General features: G+C 72.0%; 20 protein-coding genes and 1 pseudogene. All 21 read left to right on the forward strand.

Translation table 11 applies throughout. The features are described from left to right. Positions 1-32: 32 nt before the first annotated feature. The 21 genes and pseudogenes from alaS to rpoZ all read left to right on the forward strand — a co-directional run bounded on the left by alaS (position 33) and on the right by rpoZ (position 21,423). Positions 33-2,714, forward strand: a complete 2,682-nt coding sequence (gene alaS, locus LVO85_RS16080; RefSeq protein ID WP_232748628.1) for an alanine--tRNA ligase — start codon at positions 33-35, stop codon at positions 2,712-2,714. Positions 2,715-2,721: 7 nt separating this feature from the next. Beyond that, positions 2,722-3,246: a Holliday junction resolvase RuvX gene (gene ruvX / locus LVO85_RS16085; protein ID WP_232748629.1), complete on the forward strand. Its 525-nt coding sequence runs from the start codon at positions 2,722-2,724 to the stop codon at positions 3,244-3,246. Next, positions 3,243-4,640 carry an endolytic transglycosylase MltG gene (mltG, locus tag LVO85_RS16090; RefSeq protein WP_232748630.1) on the forward strand — a complete coding sequence of 466 codons (1,398 nt, stop codon included), beginning with the start codon at positions 3,243-3,245 and terminating at the stop codon, positions 4,638-4,640. Before ruvX ends, mltG begins: the two co-directional genes overlap by 4 nt. After that, complete coding sequence (locus LVO85_RS16095; protein ID WP_232748631.1) at positions 4,618-5,460, forward strand: shikimate dehydrogenase; 843 nt, start codon at positions 4,618-4,620, stop codon at positions 5,458-5,460. Before mltG ends, LVO85_RS16095 begins: the two co-directional genes overlap by 23 nt. Positions 5,461-5,467: 7 nt before the next feature. Then, a complete protein-coding gene (locus tag LVO85_RS16100) occupies positions 5,468-6,214 on the forward strand; it encodes a prepilin peptidase (RefSeq protein ID WP_232748632.1) in 747 nt (248 codons plus the stop codon). Positions 6,215-6,227: 13 nt separating this feature from the next. Further along, on the forward strand, positions 6,228-7,481 hold the full coding sequence (gene aroC, locus LVO85_RS16105; protein ID WP_232748633.1) for a chorismate synthase: 1,254 nt from the start codon (positions 6,228-6,230) through the stop codon (positions 7,479-7,481). Then, positions 7,474-7,995 carry a shikimate kinase gene (locus LVO85_RS16110; protein ID WP_232748634.1) on the forward strand — a complete coding sequence of 174 codons (522 nt, stop codon included), beginning with the start codon at positions 7,474-7,476 and terminating at the stop codon, positions 7,993-7,995. Before aroC ends, LVO85_RS16110 begins: the two co-directional genes overlap by 8 nt. Next, entirely contained in the window at positions 7,992-9,098 is a 1,107-nt protein-coding gene (aroB, locus tag LVO85_RS16115) for a 3-dehydroquinate synthase (RefSeq protein WP_232748635.1), read from the forward strand. Before LVO85_RS16110 ends, aroB begins: the two co-directional genes overlap by 4 nt. A 41-nt stretch (positions 9,099-9,139) precedes the next feature. Beyond that, positions 9,140-9,592, forward strand: a complete 453-nt coding sequence (locus LVO85_RS16120) for a type II 3-dehydroquinate dehydratase (RefSeq protein WP_232748636.1) — start codon at positions 9,140-9,142, stop codon at positions 9,590-9,592. Positions 9,593-9,693: 101 nt separating this feature from the next. Next, positions 9,694-10,254, forward strand: coding sequence for an elongation factor P (gene efp / locus LVO85_RS16125; protein WP_232748637.1), 561 nt, complete (start codon positions 9,694-9,696; stop codon positions 10,252-10,254). 5 nt (positions 10,255-10,259) lie between these two features. Continuing rightward, complete coding sequence (gene nusB / locus LVO85_RS16130; RefSeq protein WP_232748638.1) at positions 10,260-10,673, forward strand: transcription antitermination factor NusB; 414 nt, start codon at positions 10,260-10,262, stop codon at positions 10,671-10,673. A 26-nt stretch (positions 10,674-10,699) separates the two neighbouring features. Further along, a pseudogene (locus LVO85_RS16135) lies at positions 10,700-11,811 on the forward strand (PLP-dependent transferase). Between the two features lie 55 nt (positions 11,812-11,866). Further along, positions 11,867-12,469: a bifunctional pyr operon transcriptional regulator/uracil phosphoribosyltransferase PyrR gene (gene pyrR / locus LVO85_RS16140; RefSeq protein ID WP_232748639.1), complete on the forward strand. Its 603-nt coding sequence runs from the start codon at positions 11,867-11,869 to the stop codon at positions 12,467-12,469. Further along, positions 12,466-13,398 (forward strand): aspartate carbamoyltransferase catalytic subunit, encoded by a 933-nt coding sequence (locus LVO85_RS16145; RefSeq protein ID WP_232748640.1) that lies wholly within the window; start codon positions 12,466-12,468, stop codon positions 13,396-13,398. The genes pyrR and LVO85_RS16145 overlap by 4 nt, the downstream gene beginning before the upstream one ends. Beyond that, entirely contained in the window at positions 13,395-14,720 is a 1,326-nt protein-coding gene (locus LVO85_RS16150) for a dihydroorotase (protein ID WP_232748641.1), read from the forward strand. The genes LVO85_RS16145 and LVO85_RS16150 overlap by 4 nt, the downstream gene beginning before the upstream one ends. Continuing rightward, positions 14,717-15,859 (forward strand): glutamine-hydrolyzing carbamoyl-phosphate synthase small subunit, encoded by a 1,143-nt coding sequence (gene carA, locus LVO85_RS16155; protein WP_232748642.1) that lies wholly within the window; start codon positions 14,717-14,719, stop codon positions 15,857-15,859. The genes LVO85_RS16150 and carA overlap by 4 nt, the downstream gene beginning before the upstream one ends. Continuing rightward, positions 15,846-19,181 carry a carbamoyl-phosphate synthase large subunit gene (gene carB, locus LVO85_RS16160; RefSeq protein WP_232748643.1) on the forward strand — a complete coding sequence of 1,112 codons (3,336 nt, stop codon included), beginning with the start codon at positions 15,846-15,848 and terminating at the stop codon, positions 19,179-19,181. Before carA ends, carB begins: the two co-directional genes overlap by 14 nt. Next, positions 19,178-20,023 carry an orotidine-5'-phosphate decarboxylase gene (gene pyrF / locus LVO85_RS16165; RefSeq protein WP_232748644.1) on the forward strand — a complete coding sequence of 282 codons (846 nt, stop codon included), beginning with the start codon at positions 19,178-19,180 and terminating at the stop codon, positions 20,021-20,023. The genes carB and pyrF overlap by 4 nt, the downstream gene beginning before the upstream one ends. A 168-nt stretch (positions 20,024-20,191) precedes the next feature. Then, on the forward strand, positions 20,192-20,509 hold the full coding sequence (gene mihF, locus LVO85_RS16170) for an integration host factor, actinobacterial type (RefSeq protein ID WP_232748645.1): 318 nt from the start codon (positions 20,192-20,194) through the stop codon (positions 20,507-20,509). 30 nt (positions 20,510-20,539) lie between these two features. Continuing rightward, on the forward strand, positions 20,540-21,154 hold the full coding sequence (gmk, locus tag LVO85_RS16175) for a guanylate kinase (RefSeq protein WP_232748646.1): 615 nt from the start codon (positions 20,540-20,542) through the stop codon (positions 21,152-21,154). Next, positions 21,151-21,423: a DNA-directed RNA polymerase subunit omega gene (gene rpoZ / locus LVO85_RS16180; protein ID WP_332875460.1), complete on the forward strand. Its 273-nt coding sequence runs from the start codon at positions 21,151-21,153 to the stop codon at positions 21,421-21,423. Before gmk ends, rpoZ begins: the two co-directional genes overlap by 4 nt. Positions 21,424-21,426: the final 3 nt, after the last annotated feature.

Here is a 21,426-nt window from a genome sequence, read left to right on the forward strand (position 1 = left end):
GCCCTTCGCACTGGTAACCAGGATGAGGAGCTATGGAATCCGCTGAGATCCGCCGTCGATGGCTGTCCTTCTTCGAAGCAGCAGGTCACACGGTGGTGCCGAGCGCGCCGCTCGTGCACGACGACCCCACCCTGCTGTTCGTCAACGCCGGGATGGTGCCGTTCAAGCCCTACTTCCTGGGCCAGCAGAGCGCCCCCTGGCCCCGGGCCACATCGGTGCAGAAGTGTGTGCGGACCCTCGACATCGAGGAGGTGGGCAAGACCACACGACACGGCACGTTCTTCCAGATGGCCGGCAACTTCTCCTTCGGTGACTACTTCAAGGAGGGCGCCATCCAGCTGGCCTGGGAGCTGGTGACCCGGCCTCAGGACCAGGGTGGCTACGGCTTCCCCGAGCGTGACCTCTACGCCAGCGTCTACCACGAGGACCAGGAGGCGATCGACCTCTGGCGGCGGGTGGCCGGGCTGCCGGACGACCGCATCGTGCGGCTGGGCAAGAAGGACAACTACTGGAGCATGGGCGTGCCGGGCCCGGGTGGGCCGTGCTCGGAGATCCTCATCGACCGGGGCCCCGAGTTCGGTGCCGAGCGTGACTGGGACGCCGGTGACCGCTACCTGGAGTTCTGGAACCTCGTCTTCATGCAGGACGAGCTGTCCGCGGTGCGCTCCAAGGAGGACTTCGACGTCGCGGGTCCGCTGCCCAGCAAGAACATCGACACCGGGCTGGGGCTGGAGCGGGTGGCCTACCTGCTGCAGGGGGTCGACAACATGTACGAGATCGACGAGGTCTACCCGGTCATCGCCGCCGCGGAGGAGCTGTCCGGGCGCCGCTACGGAGCCGACCCGGCCGACGACGTGCGGTTCCGGGTGGTCGCCGACCACGTGCGCTCCGGGCTCATGCTCATCGGTGACGGTGTCAGCCCGGGCAACGAGGGTGGCGGCTACGTGCTGCGACGTCTGCTCCGACGTGCGGTCCGCTCCATGCGCCTGCTGGGGGTGCAGGACCCCTCGCTGCCCACGCTGCTGCCGATCAGCAAGGACCTCATGAAGGCCTCCTACCCCGAGCTGGAGACCGACTTCGGGCGGATCAGCCAGCTCGCCTACGGGGAGGAGGAGGCGTTCTCGCGCACCCTGTCCAGCGGCACCACGATCCTGGACACCGCGGTGGCCAAGGTGAAGGCAGGCGGGAGCGGGACGCTCGGTGGTGCGGAGGCCTTCCAGCTGCACGACACCTACGGGTTCCCCATCGACCTGACCCTGGAGATGGCAGCCGAGCAGGGCGTCGAGGTCGACGAGCCGGGGTTCCGCCGGCTGATGGCCGAGCAGCGGGACCGGGCCAAGGCCGACGCACGGGCCAAGAAGTCCGGCCACGGTGACACCACCGCATACCGCAGCGTCGCCGACGCCCTGGGCCGCAGCGTGGAGTTCACCGGTTACGACGAGGTGACCTCCGAGGCCCGCGTCGCCGGGCTGCTCGTCGACGGTGCAGTGGTGCAGCAGGCTCACGCGGGCCAGGAGGTCGAGGTCGTCCTCGACCGCACCCCGTTCTACGCCGAGGGCGGTGGCCAGCTCGCCGACGGCGGGCTGATCCGCCTCGACAGCGGAGCGGTGGTGCGGGTCCACGACGTCCAGTCGCCCATGGGCGGCCTCATCGTGCACAAGGCGACGGTGGTCTCCGGTGAGGTCGCCCTGGGGGAGCAGGCCCACAGCGAGGTCGACATCGCACGGCGGCGCTCCATCTCGCGAGCACACACCGCCACGCACATGGTGCACAAGGCGATCCGCGAGGCCCTCGGCGACACGGCGACACAGGCGGGCTCGGAGAACGCGCCGGGGCGCTTCCGCTTCGACTTCACCGCGCAGTCCGCGCTTCCGGGCTCGGTGCTGCACGACGTCGAGGCCAGGGTGAACGCGCTGCTCATGGACGACCTGCCGGTCCGTGCCGAGGTGATGACCCAGGCGCAGGCTCGCGAGGCCGGCGCAATGGCGCTGTTCGGGGAGAAGTACGGCGACCAGGTGCGGGTGGTCTCCGTCGGTGACTGGGCACGCGAGCTCTGTGGTGGCACCCACGCCCAACGCTCCGGTCAGCTCGGCCTGGTCAAGCTGCTGGGGGAGGCCTCCATCGGCTCGGGTGTCCGGCGCGTGGAGGCGCTCGTGGGCACCGACGCCTACGACTTCCTCGCTCGTGAGCACGCCGTCGTGGGTCAGCTCACCGAGGTGCTCAAGGTGCGCCCCGAGGAGCTGCCCGAGCGCGTGCACGGCATCCTCGCCCGGCTCAGGGACGCCGAGAAGGAGATCGCGGCTGCCCGCCAGCAGCAGGTGCTGGCCGCCGCAGGCACGCTCGTGGAGCAGGCCCGCGACGTCTACGGCGTGACCTACCTCGGCCACGACGCGGGCGAGGGTGTCGGTGGTGACGACCTGCGCCGTCTCGTGACCGACCTGCGTGGACGGCTCGGCCAGGACCGGCCCAGCGTCGTGGCCCTCACCGGGACCGCGAAGGGGCGGCCGGTCGTGGTGGTCGCCACCAACGACCAGGCCCGTCAGTGGGGTGTCAAGGCCGGTGCGCTGGTCAAGGTCGCCGCGCAGGTCCTCGGCGGCGGGGGTGGTGGCAAGGACGACCTGGCGCAGGGCGGCGGCACGGATGCGTCGCAGACGTCGGCGGCGCTCCGGCGCATCGAGCACGCCGTCGGCGAGCAGGTGACCCAGGGACGATGAGGCGCGGATGACGGGGACGGCACGCCACGGGGTCCGCCTCGGCGTCGACGTCGGAGAGGTCCGGGTCGGGCTGGCAGTGAGCGACCCGGCCGGGATGCTCGCGCTCCCGGTGGCGACCCTGGTCCGAGACGCGAAGGACGGTCAGGACCTCGAGGCCATCGTCCGAGAGGTCCTCGACCGCAGCGCCATCGAGGTGGTGGTCGGGCTGCCCCGAAGCCTCTCCGGGGCAGAGGGTGTCGCTGCCCAGCGTGCCCGCAGTTACGCTAGGGACCTGCACGGGCGGCTCTCCGGTGTCCCCGTGCGCTTGTGGGACGAGCGTCTGACGACGGTCGACGCCCACCGCGCACTCCGCGAGAGCGGGGTGGCGGGCCGCCGCCAGCGGCAGTCCGTCGACCAGGCCGCGGCCGTGCTCATCCTGCAGTCCGCCCTGGACGCCGAGCGAGCCACCGGTCGTCCACCTGGACAGTCCGTCGGGGGACGCAAACCCCGGGCCACGCGGCCCGGTCGACCAGACGAAGGACGGCAGGCATGAGTCCATCCGAGGACACCCCTGAGTTCACGAGCCGGCGGGACTACCGCTCCCGGCAGGCGCGGGGGCGCGCACGGTCGCGCCCCGAGGCCTCCTCCTCGGCGACCCCGGGCACCTCGCACGACGACGTCCACGACGAGCATCACGACGACGTCCACTACGACGACGTCCACTACGACGACGCGCATCACGACGACGTCCACTACGACGACGCGCATCACGACGACGTCCACTACGACGACGCGCATCACGACGACGTCCACTACGACGACGACCACCACTACGACACGCACGAGATCCTGGGCGCGCACGCCGAGCCCGCCCATCGGGAGCGGCGGGCCCGGCGCAGCCCCGTCGTGCGCTGGACCGCCATCCTGGCCGCCCTGGCGGTGGTGGTCGTCGGAGGCTACCTGGCCGTGCAGGCCGTGAGCGGGCTGATCCCCAGCTTCAGCTTGGGGTCGGACACCGCGGAGGACTACGCCGGGCCCGGGTCCGGCGAGGTCACGGTGCAGGTGCCCGAGGGTGCCGGTGGCGGCCAGATCGGCCAGATCCTCGCCGAGGCCGACGTCGTCGCCTCCGCGGCGGCCTTCAGCAACGTCGCCGTCGCCGACCCGAGGGCCAACAGCCTTCAGCCGGGCACCTACTCGATGCTCCAGCAGATGAGTGCGGCGGACGCGCTGGAGCGCATGCTCGACCCCGCCAACCGGGTGGTCTCAGGGGTCACCGTCCGGGAGGGCCTGTGGAAGGACGAGGTCTTCGACCTGCTTGCCGAGGCCACCGAGACCGACCGCGACGACTACGAGGACGTCGACGCCTCGGACCTCGACCTGCCCGAGGCTGCGGGCGACAACATGGAGGGCTACCTCTTCCCCGACACCTACCAGTTCCCGCCGGACGCGACGGCCGAGCAGCAGCTGCAGGCGATGGTCGACCTCGGCACGCAGAGGTTCGCCGAGGTGGGGCTCGAGGACGAGGAGATGGAGGAGGTCGTCATCAAGGCGAGCCTCATCCAGGCGGAGGCCGCCTTCGCCGACGACCTGCCCAAGGTCGCCCAGGTGATCGAGAACCGTCTGGAGGAGGGGATGCCGCTGGGCTTCGACTCGACCATCCACTTCATGTTCCAGGAGCGCGGGCGGGCGGGCACGACGGACGCGCAGCGTGGCACCGAGGACCCGTACAACACCTACCTCAACACGGGTCTGCCGCCGGGTCCGGTCAACAGCCCGGGTCTCGACGCGATCGAGGCTGCGATGAACCCCGAGGAGGGCCCGTGGCTCTACTTCGCCACCGTCGACCCCACGACGGGTGAGACCAACTTCGCGGAGACCTTCGAGGAGCACCAGGAGAACGTCAGGCTGTTCAACCAGTGGTGCCGTGACAACCCGGACGACTGCTGAGGCCGAGCACCGGCGCGCCGGCGTGGTCGGGTCCCCGGTCGACCACTCCCTCTCGCCGGTGCTGCACCGTGCCGCCTACCAGGCGCTGGGCCTGCGAGGCTGGACCTACGAGCGGGCCGAGGTGCGGGCGGGTGAGCTGACGGCATACGTGTCCACCCGCTCCCGCGACTGGGTCGGGCTGTCGGTCACCATGCCCGGCAAGGAGGAGGCGCTCGCGCTCGCGGACGAGGCGGGGGAGGAGGCCGAGCTCGTCGGTGCCGCCAACACCCTGCTGCGCACCGAGGGCGGATGGCGCGCCGAGAACACGGACGTGGTGGGGCTCGAGACGGCGCTGCGCGAGGCCGGAGCCCCCATTGGAGTCCCTGCGCTGGTCGTGGGGTCGGGAGCCACCGCCCGCTCTGCGCTGGTCGCCCTCGGCCGGCTGGGAGCGACCGAGGTGACCCTGCAGGTGCGAGCGCGCGCACGGGAGGAGACCCTGCGGCTGGGGTCGGTGCTGGGGATGTCCCTGCGGGTCGTCACGGATGGCGAGGGGATCGGCCAGGAGCCGCGACAGGGTGTCCTCGTGAGCACGGTGCCGCCGGGAGGCCGGACGTCCGCGCTGCCGGACCGGGACCTGTCCGGGGTGGTCGCGCTGGACGTCCGCTACGATCCGTGGCCCACGGCGTGGGCCACCGGCCTGGCGGCGCGCGGCGCCCATGTGGTGGACGGCCTGACGATGCTGCTGCACCAGGCAGCCCGGCAGGTCGAGCTGATGACCGGACGAGCCGCGCCGCTGGAGCAGATGCGCCGGGCGCTCGAGCACAGGGGGAGGGACACGTGATCCGAGGGTGAGCGGGCTGGAGTGGGCCGTCGTCGTGGCGGCGGTGGTGGGCCTGGCCGGAGGGGTGCCCGTGGGGCGCTGGCTGCGCGAGGTCACCTACCGCAAGCCGGACGAGGAGGACCTGCCGCTGCCGGGCACACGGTGGTGGGTCGCGCCGACCCTGGGACTGGTCGCCGGCGTCCTCGCCTGGAGGGTGCTCGCCGCGCCGCCGGCACGCACCGTCGACCCCGGCGCGGCAGCAGGCGGCGCGACCGCGACCCAGTGGATCGCCCTGCTCACCTTCCTGGTCCTGGCGCTGGCGTGCGTCTGCCTGGCTGCCATGGACCTGGACGTGCACCGTCTGCCGGACCGCATCATGTGGCCCACGATGGCCTCGGTCGCCGGCGGGCTGACCCTCGCCGCCCTCGTCGGCGCGGAGTGGGCGGTGGTCGGGCGCTTCCTGCTGGCGGGCTTCGTCTGCGGGGCCGGGTACCTCACGCTCGCGCTCCTCTCGCTGGCCCGGGGCTCGCTCGCACTGGGGCTCGGGGACGTCAAGCTCGCCGTGGTGCTGGGAGTGGGACTGGGCTGGTTCGGGTGGCAGACCGTCCTCGCGGGCATGTACGCGGGCTTCCTCGTCGGGGGCCTCGTCGCGATCGCACTGCTGCTCACCCGTCGGGTGGGGATCACGGGTGACCTCGCCTACGGTCCGCCCATGATGGTGGGCGCACTGGTGGGTGCCCTCCTGGCGCCCGACGTGCTCTCCACCGTGGTCTGAGAGGATGCGGGCCATGTTGCGTTGGCTCACCGCCGGGGAATCCCACGGCCCCGCCCTGACGGCCGTCATCGAGGGGCTGCCCGCCGGGGTGCGGGTGGAACGAGCCCTGGTGGAGGGGGCGCTCGCTCGTCGCCGCCTGGGCTACGGGCGCGGCGCGAGGATGTCCTTCGAGGCCGACCGGCTCAGCTTCCTGGGCGGGATGCGCCACGGGCTCACGCTCGGCTCGCCGCTGTCGCTCCACATCGCCAACAGCGAGTGGGCCAAGTGGGAGGCGGTGATGAGCCCCGAGCCCGTCCCCGACGGCGACCTCGCCCGCGCGGACGACGTGGGCGCACCCAAGGAGCTGGCGCGCAACCAGGCGCTGACCCGCCCGCGCCCCGGGCACGCCGACCTGGCCGGTATGCAGAAGTACGGCTTCACCGAGGCCCGGCCGGTCCTGGAGCGGGCCTCGGCCAGGGAGACGGCCGCACGGGTGGCCCTGGGGGCCGTCGCCGCTGCGCTGCTGGAACAGGCCGGGGGTGTGCGGCTCGTGAGCCACACGGTGTCCATCGGCACCGCGGGGGTGCCCGGCATCGAGGACGACGCCCCGGCGCTGGAGGACCTGCCGCGCCCGGACGACGTCGACCGGCTGGACGCCGACCCGGTGCGCACCCTGGACCCGGACCTGTCGGCGGCGATGGTCGCCGAGGTCGACGCGGCCCGGAAGGCCGGCGACACGCTCGGTGGTGTGGTCGAGGTGCTGGCGTGGGGCCTGCCGCCGGGGCTGGGCTCCTACGTCCACTGGGACCGACGTCTGGACTCGCGGCTCGCCGGAGCCCTCATGGGCATCCAGGCCATCAAGGGTGTCGAGGTCGGTGAGGGCTTCCGCACCGCTGCCCGGCGGGGGAGCCTGGCCCACGACGAGATCGCACGGTACGGCAGCGGTGCGGTGCGGCGCACCACCCTGCGCTCCGGTGGGACCGAGGGCGGGATGAGCACGGGTGGGGTGCTGCGGGTGCGGGCCGCGATGAAGCCCATCTCGACCGTGCCTCGGGCCCTGCGCACCATCGACACGGCGTCCGGGGAGGCGGCGACCGCGATCCACCAGCGTTCCGACGTGTGCGCGGTGCCGGCGGCAGGGGTCGTGGCCGAGGCGATGGTCGCGCTGGTCCTGGCCGAGGCGGTGCTGGAGAAGTTCGGCGGCGACAGCGTGGCCGAGGTCCGGCGCAACCTCGAGGGGTACCTCGCGGCCGTCCCCGAGACGATGCGGTGGGCCGAGGATGTCTGAGCTGCCCAGGCTCGTGCTGGTGGGCCCCCCGGGGGCGGGCAAGTCGACCGTCGGGGCCCAGGTCGCGCAGCGGCTGGGGCTGGAACACCACGACACCGACGCGGCGATCGTGCGGGCGCAGGGTCGCAGCATCAGCGACATCTTCGTCGACGACGGCGAGGCGGTCTTCCGTGCGCTGGAGCGAGGGGAGGTGCTGCGCGCCCTCGGGAGTCCCGATGTCGTCCTCTCCCTCGGCGGAGGCGCGGTCATGGACCCCGACGTCCAGGCCGCGCTGTCCGGTCACACCGTGGTGTTCCTGGACGTGAGCATCGCCGACGCCGCCGGCCGGGTCGGCTTCGACGCCTCCCGTCCCATGCTCGTGGTCAACCCACGCGCCTCGTGGATGCGTCTCATGCAGGCCCGCCGCCCGGTCTACGAAGCTCTCGCCACCTGGCGGGTGGACACGGCTGGGCGGACCCCGCAGGAGGTCACCGACGAGGTCGTGGCGCTGCTCGGCACGCAGGAGGCACTGTGAGCGGAGGCGCTGTGAGCGGAGGCGGCGCCGGGACCCGACGCACCGTGCAGGTCGGTGGCGACCCGGGCTACCCCGTGCACATCGGCCCCGGGGTGCTGTGGCACCTGCGTGAGCATGTGACACCCGGGCGCCGGGTCCTGGTCGTCCACCAGGCCGGGCGGGAGCAGCTGGCCGGCGAGGTCGCGGCCGTCGTGGCCGCAGCCGGCGGGACAGCACACCCGGCGCCGGTCCCGGACGCCGAGGGCGCCAAGGAGGTCGGTGTCCTGGCCGAGCTGTGGCACCGTCTCGGGGAGGCCGACTTCACCCGTGACGACCTGGTCGTCGGCATCGGCGGAGGCGCGGTGACGGACCTCGCCGGGTTCGTCGCGGCCACCTGGCTGCGCGGTGTGGACGTCGTCCAGGTGCCGACGTCCCTGCTGGGGGTGGTGGACGCCGCGGTGGGCGGCAAGACCGGCATCAACACCGCGGAGGGGAAGAACCTCGTCGGTGCCTTCCACCCGCCGGTCGCCGTCCTCTGTGACCCGGCGTGGCTCGCGACGATGCCGCGGGCCGACTACGTCTCCGGGCTGGCTGAGGTCGTCAAGTGCGGGCTCATCGTCGACCCGGTGCTGCTCGACCTGGTCGAGTCCGACCCCGGCGCCGCGACCCGCCCGGACTCGGCGGTCGCCCTGGAGCTCGTCACGCGCGCGGTGCAGGTCAAGGCCGACGTGGTCGCGGCGGACCTGCGGGAGTCCTCGCTGCGCGAGATCCTCAACTACGGCCACACCTTCGCGCACGCCGTGGAGCTGGTGGAGGACTACCGGTGGCGGCACGGCGACGCGGTGGCCGTCGGCCTGGTGTACGCCGGGGAGCTGGGGCGGCTGGCCGGCCGCACGCCCCCCGCGCTGGTCACCCGCACCCGCGCGGTCCTCACCTCGGTGGGCCTGCCCACCACGTACGCAGGGGCGGCCTGGGCCGACCTGCGCGCCGCCATGAGCAGGGACAAGAAGACGCGGGGCACGACCCTGCGCTTCGTGGTCCTCGACGACCTCGCGGTGCCGGGACGCCTGGAAGGACCCACCGAGGCCCAGCTCGAGCAGGCCTACGCGGCGGTGCGCGGCTGAGCCGGCCCCCGACGGGCGCTCCGGCCGCATACGCTGGGTCCGTGTCCCGACATGTGCTGGTCCTCAGCGGACCCAACCTGGCGGCCCTGGGCTCCCGAGAGCCCGAGGTCTACGGCACCCTGACCCTCGCCGACGTGGGGGAGCAGGTGGCCGCCCTCGCCGGTGAGCTGGGGACGGGCGTCGAGCTGAGACAGACCGACGACGAGGCCGAGCTGGTGGGGTGGCTGCACGAGGCCGCGCGGTCCGGCTGGGACGTGGTCCTCAACCCGGCGGCGTTCACGCACTACTCGTATGCGGTGCGCGACGCCTGCGCCCACCTGGTCGGGACCGGGTCCCGGCTGGTGGAGGTGCACCTGTCCAACCCCGCTGCCCGCGAGAGCTTCCGGCACACCTCGGTGGTCGCCGGGGTCGCGACCGGGACGATCGCCGGCTTCGGCGCCCGGTCCTACCTGCTGGCCCTGCAGGCGCTCGCAGCCCTCCCCGAGCGGTCGTGAGGCACGCTGCCGAGGGCAGGTAGACTGCCAGCCGATCCCGCGCCGAGGCAGGGGCGCCGGGCAGGCGCTCCGCCGGCATCCGACATACCGAAAGAGATCCTGTGGCCACCACGAACGACCTGAAGAACGGACTCGTCCTGCAGATGGACAACGGGCTGTGGCAGGTCCTGGAGTTCCAGCACGTCAAGCCCGGCAAGGGACCGGCGTTCGTCCGCACGAAGCTCAAGAACGTCCTCTCGGGCAAGATCGTCGACAAGACCTTCAACGCCGGCACCAAGGTCGAGACGGCCACCGTGGACCGCTCGGACATGCAGTACCTCTACCACGACGGCACCGACTACATCTTCATGGACACCAAGTCCTACGAGCAGGTGCACGTCACGCCGGAGGTCATGGGGGCCGCCAAGGACTTCCTGCTGGAGAACGGAGAGGCGATGATCGCCCAGCACGACGGGCAGGTGCTCTACGTCGAGCTGCCCGCCACCGTCGTGCTCGAGATCTCGCACACCGACCCCGGGCTCCAGGGGGACCGCTCGACCGGCGGCACGAAGCCGGCCACCCTGGAGACGGGCGCCGAGATCCAGGTGCCCCTGTTCCTCGAGACCGGCACCAGGGTCAAGGTGGACACCCGTGACGGGTCCTACCTCGGCCGGGTGAGCTGACCCCGGTGCCCGCTCGCAGCAAGGCCCGCAAGCGGGCGCTGGAGCTGCTCTTCGAGGCGGAGCAGCGAGGCCTCGACCTCGGCGACCTTCTCGAGGCCCGGGTCGCCGCGCCGACCACCCAGCACCCGCTGCCCGGCTACACCGTCGAGGTGGTGCGGGGCGTCCTGGACCGCTGGGACGACATCGACGAGGTCCTGACGACCTACAGCCACGGCTGGTCTCTGGAGCGCATGCCGTCGGTCGACCGGGCGGCCCTGCGCATCGGCACCTGGGAGATCGTCTGGAACGACCTGGTCCCCGACGCGGTCGCGATCGCCGAGGCCGTGGCCCTGGTGCAGGGCATGTCCACGGACGAGTCGCCCCGGTTCGTCAACGGCCTGCTGGCCCGGGTCGCGGAGATCAAGCCCACGCTGGTCTGAGGCCCGACCTTGCCCGGAGGAGCCGCATGAGCACCCCACGCCCGGCATCGGACCTTCCTGAGGGCCTGCGCCCTCGCACGCTCGCAGTCCGGGCGGGGCAGGAGCGCACCGGCTTCCAGGAGACCTCGGAGGCGCTCTTCCTCACCCAGGGGTACGGCGACGACCGCGCGGCGGACGCGGAGGCGGCCTTCGCCGGGGACGTCGAGCGCTTCGTCTACTCCCGGTACGCCAACCCCACGGTGGCCACCTTCGAGGAGCGGCTGCGGCTCCTGGAGGGAGCGCCGGCCTGCTACGCCACACCACCGGGATGTCGGCGGTCTTCACCTCGCTGGCCTCGCTCGTCGAGCAGGGCAGCAAGGTGGTCGCCGGCCGGGCGCTGTTCGGCTCCAGCCTGGTGGTCCTGGACGACATCCTCGCGCGCTGGGGGGTGCGCACGGACTACGTCGACGCGCACGAGCTCGACCAGTGGGAACGGGCGCTGTCCACGCCGGCCGACCTCGTCCTGCTGGAGACACCGTCGAACCCGATGCTCGACATCGTCGTCTACTCGGCGACCAAGCACATCGACGGGCAGGGCAGGGTCCTCGGCGGGGCGGTCCTGGGCCCGGAGGAGTACATCGGGGGCCCCGTGCAGACGATGGTGCGACACACCGGACCGTCGATGAGCCCGTTCAACGCCTGGGTCCTGCTGAAGGGGTTGGAGACCCTCCCGCCGCGCGTGGAGGCACAGTGCGCCGCGACCGGCGTGCTGGCGGCCCGGCTGGAGCAGCACCCGGGTGTGCGCTCCGTGCGCTACCCGTGCCTCGGCTCGCACCCGCAGCACGACCTCGCTCGCGCCCAGATGAGCGCGGGAGGCACGGTGGTGACCTTCGACCTCGCCGGCACCGGCGGGGGCCAAGGAGGAGGCCTTCGCCGTGCTGGACGGGCTGCGTGTCGTCGACATCTCCGACAACCTCGGCGACGCCAAGACGCTGCTCACCCACCCTGCGACGACGACGCACCGTCGCCTGGGGCCCCAGGGGCGCGCGCGGGTCGGCATCTCCGACGCCACCGTGCGTCTGTCGGTCGGGCTCGAGGACCTCTGGGACGACCTTGCCCGGGCCCTGGACCGAGGCGGCTCCGGCAGGCGCTAAGGTAGCCGCACCGACACGTCCTTTAACCACCGTCCTGTGAGGCGGGGAAGGAGTGGGCCGATGAGCCCGTCCCGTGACCAGGTCCCCGACACGTCGGCGGACACCAGCGCCAGCTCAGGACGTGTGGTCCTGACCTCCGCAGAGATCGCCCGGGCCCTGCGGCGCATCGCCCACGAGATCCTCGAGACCAACAAGGGCGCCCACGGGCTGGTCCTGCTGGGCATCCCGACCCGTGGCGTCGCCCTGGCCCAGCGCCTGGCCCGCGCCATCCACGAGGTGGAGGGCCATGACGTGCCCGCCGGCTCGCTGGACGTCACGATGTACCGCGACGACCTGCGCGCGCAGCCGGTGCGCCAGGTCGAGCCGACGCAGCTGCCGCCCGAGGGGATCGAGGGTGCCGTCGTGGTGCTCGTCGACGACGTGCTCTACTCCGGCCGCACCGTGCGCGCGGCCCTGGACGCGCTGTCCGACTACGGCCGTCCCCGCGCGGTGCGCCTCGCGGTGCTGGTCGACCGGGGCCACCGCGAGCTGCCGGTCCGGGCCGACCACGTCGGCAAGAACCTGCCCACCGCGAAGACCGAGCGGGTCTCTGTGCGGCTCGCCGAGGTCGACGACCGCGACGAGGTCCGGATCATGCCCGCCGGCGCGGAGGGGGAGCGGTGAGACACCTGCTGTCGATGGCCGACCTGGACCGGGCGGAGATCCTGCGGATCCTGGACACCGCCGTGACCATGCACGAGGTGCAGCACCGCGAGGTCAAGAAGCTGCCCACGCTGCGCGGGCGCACCATCATCAACTTCTTCTTCGAGGACTCCACCCGCACGCGCAGCTCGTTCGAGCTCGCCGGCAAGTGGATGTCCGCCGACACCATCAACCTCACCGGCAAGGGCACCTCCGTGTCCAAGGGTGAGAGCCTGCGCGACACCGTGCGGACGATCGACGCCATGGGCGTCGACATGATGGTCATCCGCCACATGGCCTCCGGTGCCCCCGCCCAGATCGCGCAGTGGACCGGGTGCTCGATCGTCAACGCCGGGGACGGCACCCACGAGCACCCCTCGCAGGCTCTCCTGGACGCCTACACGATGCGCGCCAGGCTCGGTGACCTCGAGGGTCGGCACGTGGCCATCGTGGGCGACCTGACCCACTCCAGGGTGCTGCGCTCCAACCTGCTGTGCCTGCGGTCCCTGGGGGCCAGGGTGACCCTGGTGGCACCACCGACCCTGATGCCCAGCGGGATCGGGCCGTGGTCCGACACCGACGGGTTCGCCACCTCCTACGAGCTGGACGACGTCCTGCCCAGCGTGGACGCGGTGATGATGCTGCGCGTCCAGCGCGAGCGGATGGGGGGTGGGTTCTTCCCGACGGCACGGGAGTATGCCGTGACCTACGGGCTCACCACGGCCCGGCTGCGCCGTCTGCCCGAGCACGCGGTGATCTGCCATCCCGGGCCGATGAACCGTGGCCTGGAGATCTCCGGCGACGCCGCCGACGCCGCCCAGTCCCTCGTGCTCGACCAGGTCTCGGCCGGGGTCGCGGTCCGGATGTCCATCCTCTACCACCTGCTCGCAGGGGAAGGGAGCGACCAGTGAGCTCCGCCACCACCACCCCGCTCGTCGTCACGGGAGCTGACCTCCTCGGCCAGGGCGTGCAGGACATCCTCGTCGTCGACGGGCACATCGCGGCTCTGGGGGCCGACGCGCGGGAGCAGGCTCCTGCGGGGGCGCAGCAGCTGCACGCCGACGGCATGGTCGCGCTGCCGGGCCTCGTCGACCTGCACACGCACCTGCGTGAGCCGGGACGCGAGGACGCCGAGACCATCGCCACGGGCAGTGCCGCGGCCGCGGCCGGCGGCTACACCGCCGTCTTCGCGATGGCGAACACCTCGCCCGTCACCGACACGGCCGAGGCGGCCGAGCGGGTCCTCGACCTCGGACAGCGCGCCGGCTACGTCGACGTCCACCCCGTCGGTGCGGTGACCAAGGAGCTGGCCGGCCTCGAGCTGGCCGAGCTCGGGCTCATGGCCCGCTCGCGGGCGCGGGTGCGGGTGTTCTCCGACGACGGCAGGTGTGTCCACGACGCCCGGCTCATGCGCCGTGCGCTGGAGTACGTCAAGGCCTTCGACGGTGTGGTCTCGCAGCACGCGCAGGACCCCCAGCTCGCCGACGGCACGGCCTGCTGCCACGAGGGCGAGCTCTCCGGCCGGCTGGGCCTTCCCGGGTGGCCGGGTGTGGCCGAGGAGTCGATCGTGGCCCGCGACGTGATGCTGGCCCGGCACACGGGCTCACGCGTCCACATCGCCCACGTGTCGACCGCCGGTAGCGTGGAGGTCGTGCGCTGGGCCAAGGCCCAGGGCATCGCGGTCACCGCCGAGGTGACGCCGCACCACCTGATGCTCACCACCGACCTGCTCACGGGCTACGACCCGGTCTACAAGGTGAACCCGCCGCTGCGCCCTGCCGAGGACGTCGAGGCGCTGCGCACCGCGCTGGCCGACGGCACCATCGACATCGTCGCCACCGACCACGCCCCGCACGTCCGTCAGGACAAGGAGCACGCCTTCACCGACGCGGCCTTCGGCATGCTCGGTCTCGAGCAGGCGCTCGCGGTGGTGACGACCACCATGGTCACCACGGGGCGGATGGGGTGGGCCGACGTCGCCCGGGTGATGTCGGCCGCCCCCGCCGCGATCGCCCGTCTGCGCACCCAAGGACAGGGCCTGGTCGTCGGGGCCCCGGCCAACATCGCGCTCGTCGACCCCGCGCGTGAGGTCACGGTCGACAGCGCGACGTCGCAGTCGCTCTCCCGCAACAACCCCTGGCACGGTCGGACGTTGACCGGTGCGGTGCACCTGACACTGCTGCGCGGGGACGTCACGGCCCGGGAGGGTCTTGTCTGGGGAGGTGCGGCATGACAGCGCACGAGCCCGCCCTCCTCGTCCTCGAGGACGGCCGCACGTTCACCGGCCAGGCCTACGGCGCCACGGGGGAGACCGTGGGTGAGGCGGTCTTCTGCACCGGCATGACCGGCTACCAGGAGACGCTCACCGACCCGAGCTACCACCGTCAGGTCGTCGTGATGACCGCTCCGCACATCGGCAACACCGGCGTGAACACGACCGACACGGAGAGCAGGCGCATCTGGGTCTCCGGCTTCGTCGTGCGGGACCCGGCGATCCGGCCGTCCAACTGGCGCTCGCAGGGCGACCTCGAGCGGGCGCTGCAGGACCAGGGGGTCGTCGGCATCAGCGAGGTCGACACCCGGGCCCTGACCCGCCACATCCGCGACCGGGGGGCGATGCGTGCCGGCATCTTCTCTGGTGACGCGGCCCGGGCTTCGGCGGCGGAGCTGCTGCGACGCGTCACCGAGGCGCCGGTGATGGCCGGGTCCGCGCTCGCGGCCGAGGTGACCACCCGGGAGCCGTATGTCGTGCCCGCCGAGGGCGAGCGCAGGTTCACCGTCGCCGCCCTCGACCTGGGCATCAAGGGCATGACCCCGGCGCTCCTGGCCGCGCGTGGCGTGGAGGTGCACGTGCTGCCGTCCACCAGCAGCTTCGACGACGTCAGGGCCGTGCGCCCCGACGGTGTGTTCTTCTCCAACGGCCCGGGCGACCCGGCGACCGCCGACGCCGAGGTCGCCCTGCTGCGGCAGGTCCTCGAGCACCGGATCCCGTTCTTCGGCATCTGCTTCGGCAACCAGCTGCTCGGGCGGGCCCTGGGCCTGGAGACCTACAAGCTGCCCTTCGGCCACCGCGGCATCAACCAGCCGGTCCTCGACCGCCGGACGGGCAAGGTCGAGGTGACCAGCCACAACCACGGCTTCGCCATCGCCTGGCCGGGCCACCTGGACCAGCCGGCGGACACGCCGTACGGCCCGGCACGCGTCTCGCACGTCGCGCTCAACGACGACGTCGTGGAGGGCGTGCAGTGTCTGCAGACACCGGCCTTCTCGGTGCAGTACCACCCCGAGGCCGCGGCCGGGCCGCATGACGCGGAGTACCTCTTCGACCGGTTCGTCGACCTCATGGAGGAGGCCCGCAGTGCCCAGGCGTGAGGACATCAGGAGCGTGCTGGTGATCGGGTCCGGCCCGATCGTCATCGGACAGGCCGCGGAGTTCGACTACTCCGGCACGCAGGCCTGCCGGGTGCTGCGCCAGGAGGGGATCCGCGTCGTGCTGGTCAACTCCAACCCCGCCACGATCATGACCGACCCCGAGGTCGCCGACGCGACCTACGTGGAGCCCATCACCCCGGAGATCGTCGAGAAGATCATCGCCAAGGAGCGCCCGGACGCCGTCCTGGCCACGCTGGGTGGACAGACCGCGCTCAACGCGGCGATCGCCCTGCACGAGGCGGGCACCCTGGAGCGCTACGGCTGCCCGCTGATCGGTGCCAACGTCGAGGCCATCCAGCTGGGGGAGGACCGCCAGGCCTTCAAGGGGGTCGTCGAGCGCTGCGGCGCCGAGTCCGCACGCAGCACCATCTGCCACACGATGGAGGAGGTGCTGGGCGCGGCCGAGGAGCTCGGCTACCCCCTGGTGGTGCGGCCCAGCTTCACCATGGGCGGGCTGGGCTCGGGCTTCGCCTACGACGAGGAGTCGCTGCGACGCATCGCCGGGGCAGGGCTGCAGGACAGCCCCACCACGGAGGTGCTCCTCGAGGAGTCGATCATGGGGTGGAAGGAGTACGAGCTCGAGGTCATGCGCGACCGTGCCGACAACGTGGTCGTCGTCTGCTCCATCGAGAACCTCGACCCCATGGGGGTCCACACCGGGGACTCCATCACCGTCGCCCCCGCCATGACACTCACCGACCGTGAGTACCAGCGCCTGCGCGACATCGCCATCGCGGTGATCCGCGAGGTGGGGGTCGACACAGGTGGGTGCAACATCCAGTTCGCCGTCAACCCCGAGGACGGCCGGGTCATCGTCATCGAGATGAACCCCCGGGTGTCCCGCTCCTCGGCACTGGCCTCTAAGGCGACGGGCTTCCCGATCGCCAAGATCGCGGCGAAGATGGCCCTGGGCTACACGCTCGACGAGGTGCCCAACGACATCACGCAGCGGACCCCGGCGAGCTTCGAGCCGAGCCTGGACTACGTGGTCGTCAAGGTGCCGCGCTTCGCGTTCGAGAAGTTCCCGGCCGCCGACCCCACGCTCACGACGACGATGAAGTCGGTCGGCGAGGCCATGGCCATCGGCCGCAACTTCGCCCAGGCCCTCAACAAGGCTCTGCGCTCGACCGAGCAGAAGGGCTCGTCCTTCCACTGGCGTCCGGAGGAGCAGCCGAGCCGGGAGCAGGCGCTGGCGCTCATCGACCAGGCTCGCACGCCCACCGACGGGCGGCTGGTGCTCGTGCAGCAGGCGCTGCGCGGGGGCGTGACGGTCGAGGAGGCCCACGAGGCCACCCGTATCGACCCGTGGTTCCTGGACCAGATCGTCATGGTCAACGAGGTGGCCGAAGAGGTCCACCGGGCCGCCCACGAGGGTCCCGGGCGGCTGCAGCCGGAGGTGCTGCGCCGCGCCAAGCGGGTGGGGCTGTCCGACGGGCAGATCGCGGAACTGGTGGGCATGAGCGAGGACGTCGTCCGCGGTGTGCGCCATGCGCTGGGCGTGCGACCGGTCTACAAGACGGTCGACACCTGTGCCGGAGAGTTCGAGGCGCTGACGCCCTACCACTACTCCAGCTACGACGAGGAGACGGAGGTCGCCCCTCGCGAGCGGCCCGCGGTCATCATCCTCGGGTCCGGGCCCAACCGGATCGGCCAGGGCATCGAGTTCGACTACTCGTGCGTGCATGCGTCGCTGGCACTGCGCGACGTCGGGTTCGACACCGTCATGGTCAACTGCAACCCCGAGACGGTCTCCACCGACTACGACACCTCGAGCAGGCTCTACTTCGAGCCGCTCACGCTCGAGGACGTGCTGGAGGTGGTGCACGCCGAGCGTGCCGCGGGTCCGGTGGCCGGGGTCATCGTGCAGCTGGGAGGCCAGACACCGCTGGGGCTGGCAGCGAAGCTCAAGGCTGAAGGGGTGCCCGTGGTGGGCACCTCTCCGGAGGCGATCCACCTGGCCGAGGACCGCGGTGCGTTCGGGCGGGTGCTCGCCGAGACCGGGCTGACCGCGCCGCGTCACGGCACCGCCTACAGCGTGGCCGACGCGCTGGAGGTGGCGCACGAGATCGGCTACCCCGTGCTGGTCCGGCCCTCCTACGTGCTGGGTGGTCGCGGGATGGAGATCGTCTACGACGACGAGTCGCTCAGCCGCTACGTGGGGCGTGCCACCGAGGCGTCGCCGGAGCACCCCGTGCTGGTGGACCGGTTCCTCGACGAGGCCATCGAGATCGACGTCGACGGGCTCTACGACGGCCACGACCTCTACCTCGGAGGCATCATGGAGCACATCGAGGAGGCCGGCATCCACTCCGGCGACTCGGCGTGCGTCCTGCCGCCCATCACCCTGGGCAGGGAGGAGATGCGGCGGGTGCGGGAGGCCACCCGCCTCCTGGCCGAGTCGATCGGGGTCCGCGGCCTGATCAACGTGCAGTTCGCCCTGGCCCAGGACGTGCTCTACGTGCTCGAGGCCAACCCTCGGGCCAGTCGCACCGTGCCGTTCGTCGCGAAGGCCACCGGGGTCCCCCTGGCGAGGGCGGCGGCCCGCGTGATGTTCGGGGCGACGATCGCCGAGCTGCGCGAGGAGGGGATGCTGCCCGCCCACGTCGACGGCGGACAGCTGCCCGTGGACTCCCCGGTCAGCGTCAAGGAGGCCATCCTGCCCTTCCGCCGCTTCCGCACCCAGGAGGGGCATGCGGTGGACTCGATCCTGGGGCCCGAGATGCGCTCGACCGGTGAGGTGATGGGCATCGACGTCGACTACGGCACCGCCTTCGCCAAGAGCCAGCTGCGCCAGGGGTCGGCCCTGCCCACCCACGGCACGGTGTTCGTCTCGGTCGCCAACCGGGACAAGCGCTCGATGATCTTCCCCATCAAGCGCCTGGTGGACCTGGGCTTCCGGCTCCTCGCGACGAGTGGCACCGCCGACGTCCTGCGACGCAACGGCATCGAGGCCGAGGTGGTGCGCAAGCACAGCACAGGCCGCGGCCCGTCCGGTGAGCCCACGGTGGTGGACCGCATCGCCTCCGGTGAGGTGGACATGGTGGTCAACACGCCGTCGGGTCGGGACGCGAGGGCCGACGGGTACGCCATCCGCGCGGCGACCACCAGCCTGGACCGTCCGATCATCACGACCGTCCAGCAGCTCGGTGCCGCCGTCCTCGGCATCGAGGCCATGCAGCGGGGTGACATGCAGGTGTCCTCCCTGCAGGAGCATGCCGCCCGGCTGGACCTGCACGGCCGGCCCGCCGAGACGGCGCCGTGAGCGTGACGCGTGAGCGGTTCGGCGCACGGCTGCATGCCGCCCTGGCGGCGCACGGACCGCTGTGTGTCGGCCTCGACCCGCATCCGCACCTGCTCCGTGCGTGGGGGATGGGCGACGACCCGTCGGGTCTGGAGCGCTTCAGCCGGACGGTGGTGGAGGCGGTGGCCGGCCGGGTGAGCGCGGTGAAGCCGCAGTCGGCCTTCTTCGAGCGGCACGGTGCGCGTGGCGTCGCCGTGCTGGAGCGGGTGCTGGAGGACCTGGCGGGGTCCGGCACGGTCAGCATCCTGGACGCCAAGCGCGGTGACATCGGCTCGACGATGGAGGCCTACGCCCAGGCCTACCTCGCCGAGGGCTCGCCTCTGGCGGCCGACGCACTGACTGTCAGCCCCTACCTGGGCTACGGCTCCCTCCGCCCCGCGGTCGAGCTCGCACGCGCGTCGGGCCGGGGGGTCTTCGTGCTGGCCCTGACCTCCAACCCCGAGGGGGTGGCGACGCAGCACGCCGGCACCCCCTCGGTGGCCGCGCGGGTCGTGGCGGGAGCGACCCGTGACAACGCGGGGGCGACCCCCATGGGCGATGTCGGCGTCGTGGTGGGCGCGACCGTCGGTAGCGCGGTGGAGGACCTCGGTCTGGACCTGGCAGGGTCAGGGGCGCCGATCCTGGCACCCGGGGTGGGATCCCAGGGCGCTCAGCCCGCTGACCTGGCCCGACTCTTCGCCGGATGCACCTCCCGCCTCGTCGTGCCGGTGAGCCGTGGAGTGCTCTCGGCCGGTCCGGCTGCAGCGCAGCTCAGCCGCAGGGTGGCCGAGCTCGGGGACGAGCTCAGGCACGCTCTCGGGTGAGCCCGCGTGCCGTGCCTCTGAGGTTGGCACTCGGTGACAGAGTCGTTAAGTTCGCAGGTGGAGGTCTACGAAAGGCGTGCTCAGGCACGGTGGGCCACCGCGAGGAACGGACCGGGCACACGCCGCCCGGCCCCGTCCAGACAGCACAACGACATCGAGGAGACGGACGTGGCACTTCCCCAACTCACCCCCGAGCAGCGTGCCGACGCACTGGCCAAGGCCGCTGAGGCGCGGCGCGAGCGCGCTGCCGTGAAGAACCGACTGAAGAACTCGCAGGGCTCTCTCAAGGAGGTCATCGCCGAGGGCAAGCAGAACGACGTTGTCGGCAAGATGAAGGTCTCGGCGCTGCTGGAGTCCATGCCCGGGGTCGGGCGGGTCCGGGCGCGCGCGATCATGGACGAGATCGGCATCTCCGAGAGCCGGCGGGTCCGCGGTCTCGGTGCGAACCAGACGGAGAAGCTGCTCGACCGCTTCAGCCAGGTCTGACCGGCCATCGACACGCCGACAGCGAGCCCGGTGACGGACTCCGAACGACCGGCCGGGGGTGCAGCGCACCCCCGGCTGGTCGTGCTGGCCGGGCCCACCGCGGTGGGCAAGGGCACGGTCGCGGGCTACGTGCGACGGCACCACCCCGAGGTGTGGCTGTCGGTGTCTGCGACGACACGCCCGCCGCGACCGGGTGAGCAGGACGGGGTCCACTACCACTTCGTCAGCGACGCCGACTTCGAGCGCATGCGCGCCGAGGGTGACCTCCTGGAGTGGGCGGTGGTCCACGGGCGCGCGAAGTACGGCACCCCTCGGCGGCCGGTGGAGAGGGTGCTGGCGCAGCGACGGCCGGCCCTGCTGGAGATCGACCTGCAGGGCGCCCGGCAGGTGCGCGCGGCCATGCCGGAGGCGCTCTTCGTGTTCCTGGCACCCCCGTCGTGGGACGACCTGGTGGACCGGCTGGTCGGCCGTGGCACGGAGACCGAGGAGGAGCGTGCGGTGCGGCTGCGGACGGCGCGCACCGAGCTGGCGGCCGCCACGGAGTTCGACGTGACCATCGTCAACGACGATGTCGCCCGCGCGGCCGAAGAACTCGTATCATTGCTCCTTGAGCCATCCTCGACCCGAAGGACTGACATTCCGTGATTGGCACCCTGGCCCACCCCGACGGCATCACCAACCCGCCGATCGACAGCCTGCTCGAGAAGGCGGACTCCAAGTACGCGCTGGTGATCTATGCCGCCAAGCGGGCGCGTCAGATCAACGCCTACTACTCGCAGCTGAGCGAGGGCCTGCTGGAGTACGTCGGCCCCCTCGTGGAGGCCGACCAGACCGACAAGCCGCTCTCCATCGCGCTGCACGAGATCGACCAGCGCAAGCTGCACACCTCGAGCCCCACCGACGCCCCGAGCTGAGCC

Origin of the sequence: Ornithinimicrobium sediminis (genome assembly GCF_021272345.1) — a bacterium.
GTDB lineage: Bacteria > Actinomycetota > Actinomycetes > Actinomycetales > Dermatophilaceae > Ornithinicoccus > Ornithinicoccus sediminis_B.

What these genes read in the sequence shown, in the direction of transcription:
- alaS (WP_232748628.1), top strand. Translation starts at nt 33, where the DNA reads ATGGAATCCGCTGAGATCCGCCGTCGATGGCTGTCCTTCTTCGAAGCA.
- ruvX (WP_232748629.1), top strand. Translation starts at nt 2,722, where the DNA reads ATGACGGGGACGGCACGCCACGGGGTCCGCCTCGGCGTCGACGTCGGA.
- mltG (WP_232748630.1), top strand. Translation starts at nt 3,243, where the DNA reads ATGAGTCCATCCGAGGACACCCCTGAGTTCACGAGCCGGCGGGACTAC.
- aroC (WP_232748633.1), top strand. Translation starts at nt 6,228, where the DNA reads ATGTTGCGTTGGCTCACCGCCGGGGAATCCCACGGCCCCGCCCTGACG.
- LVO85_RS16110 (WP_232748634.1), top strand. Translation starts at nt 7,474, where the DNA reads ATGTCTGAGCTGCCCAGGCTCGTGCTGGTGGGCCCCCCGGGGGCGGGC.
- pyrR (WP_232748639.1), top strand. Translation starts at nt 11,867, where the DNA reads ATGAGCCCGTCCCGTGACCAGGTCCCCGACACGTCGGCGGACACCAGC.
- carA (WP_232748642.1), top strand. Translation starts at nt 14,717, where the DNA reads ATGACAGCGCACGAGCCCGCCCTCCTCGTCCTCGAGGACGGCCGCACG.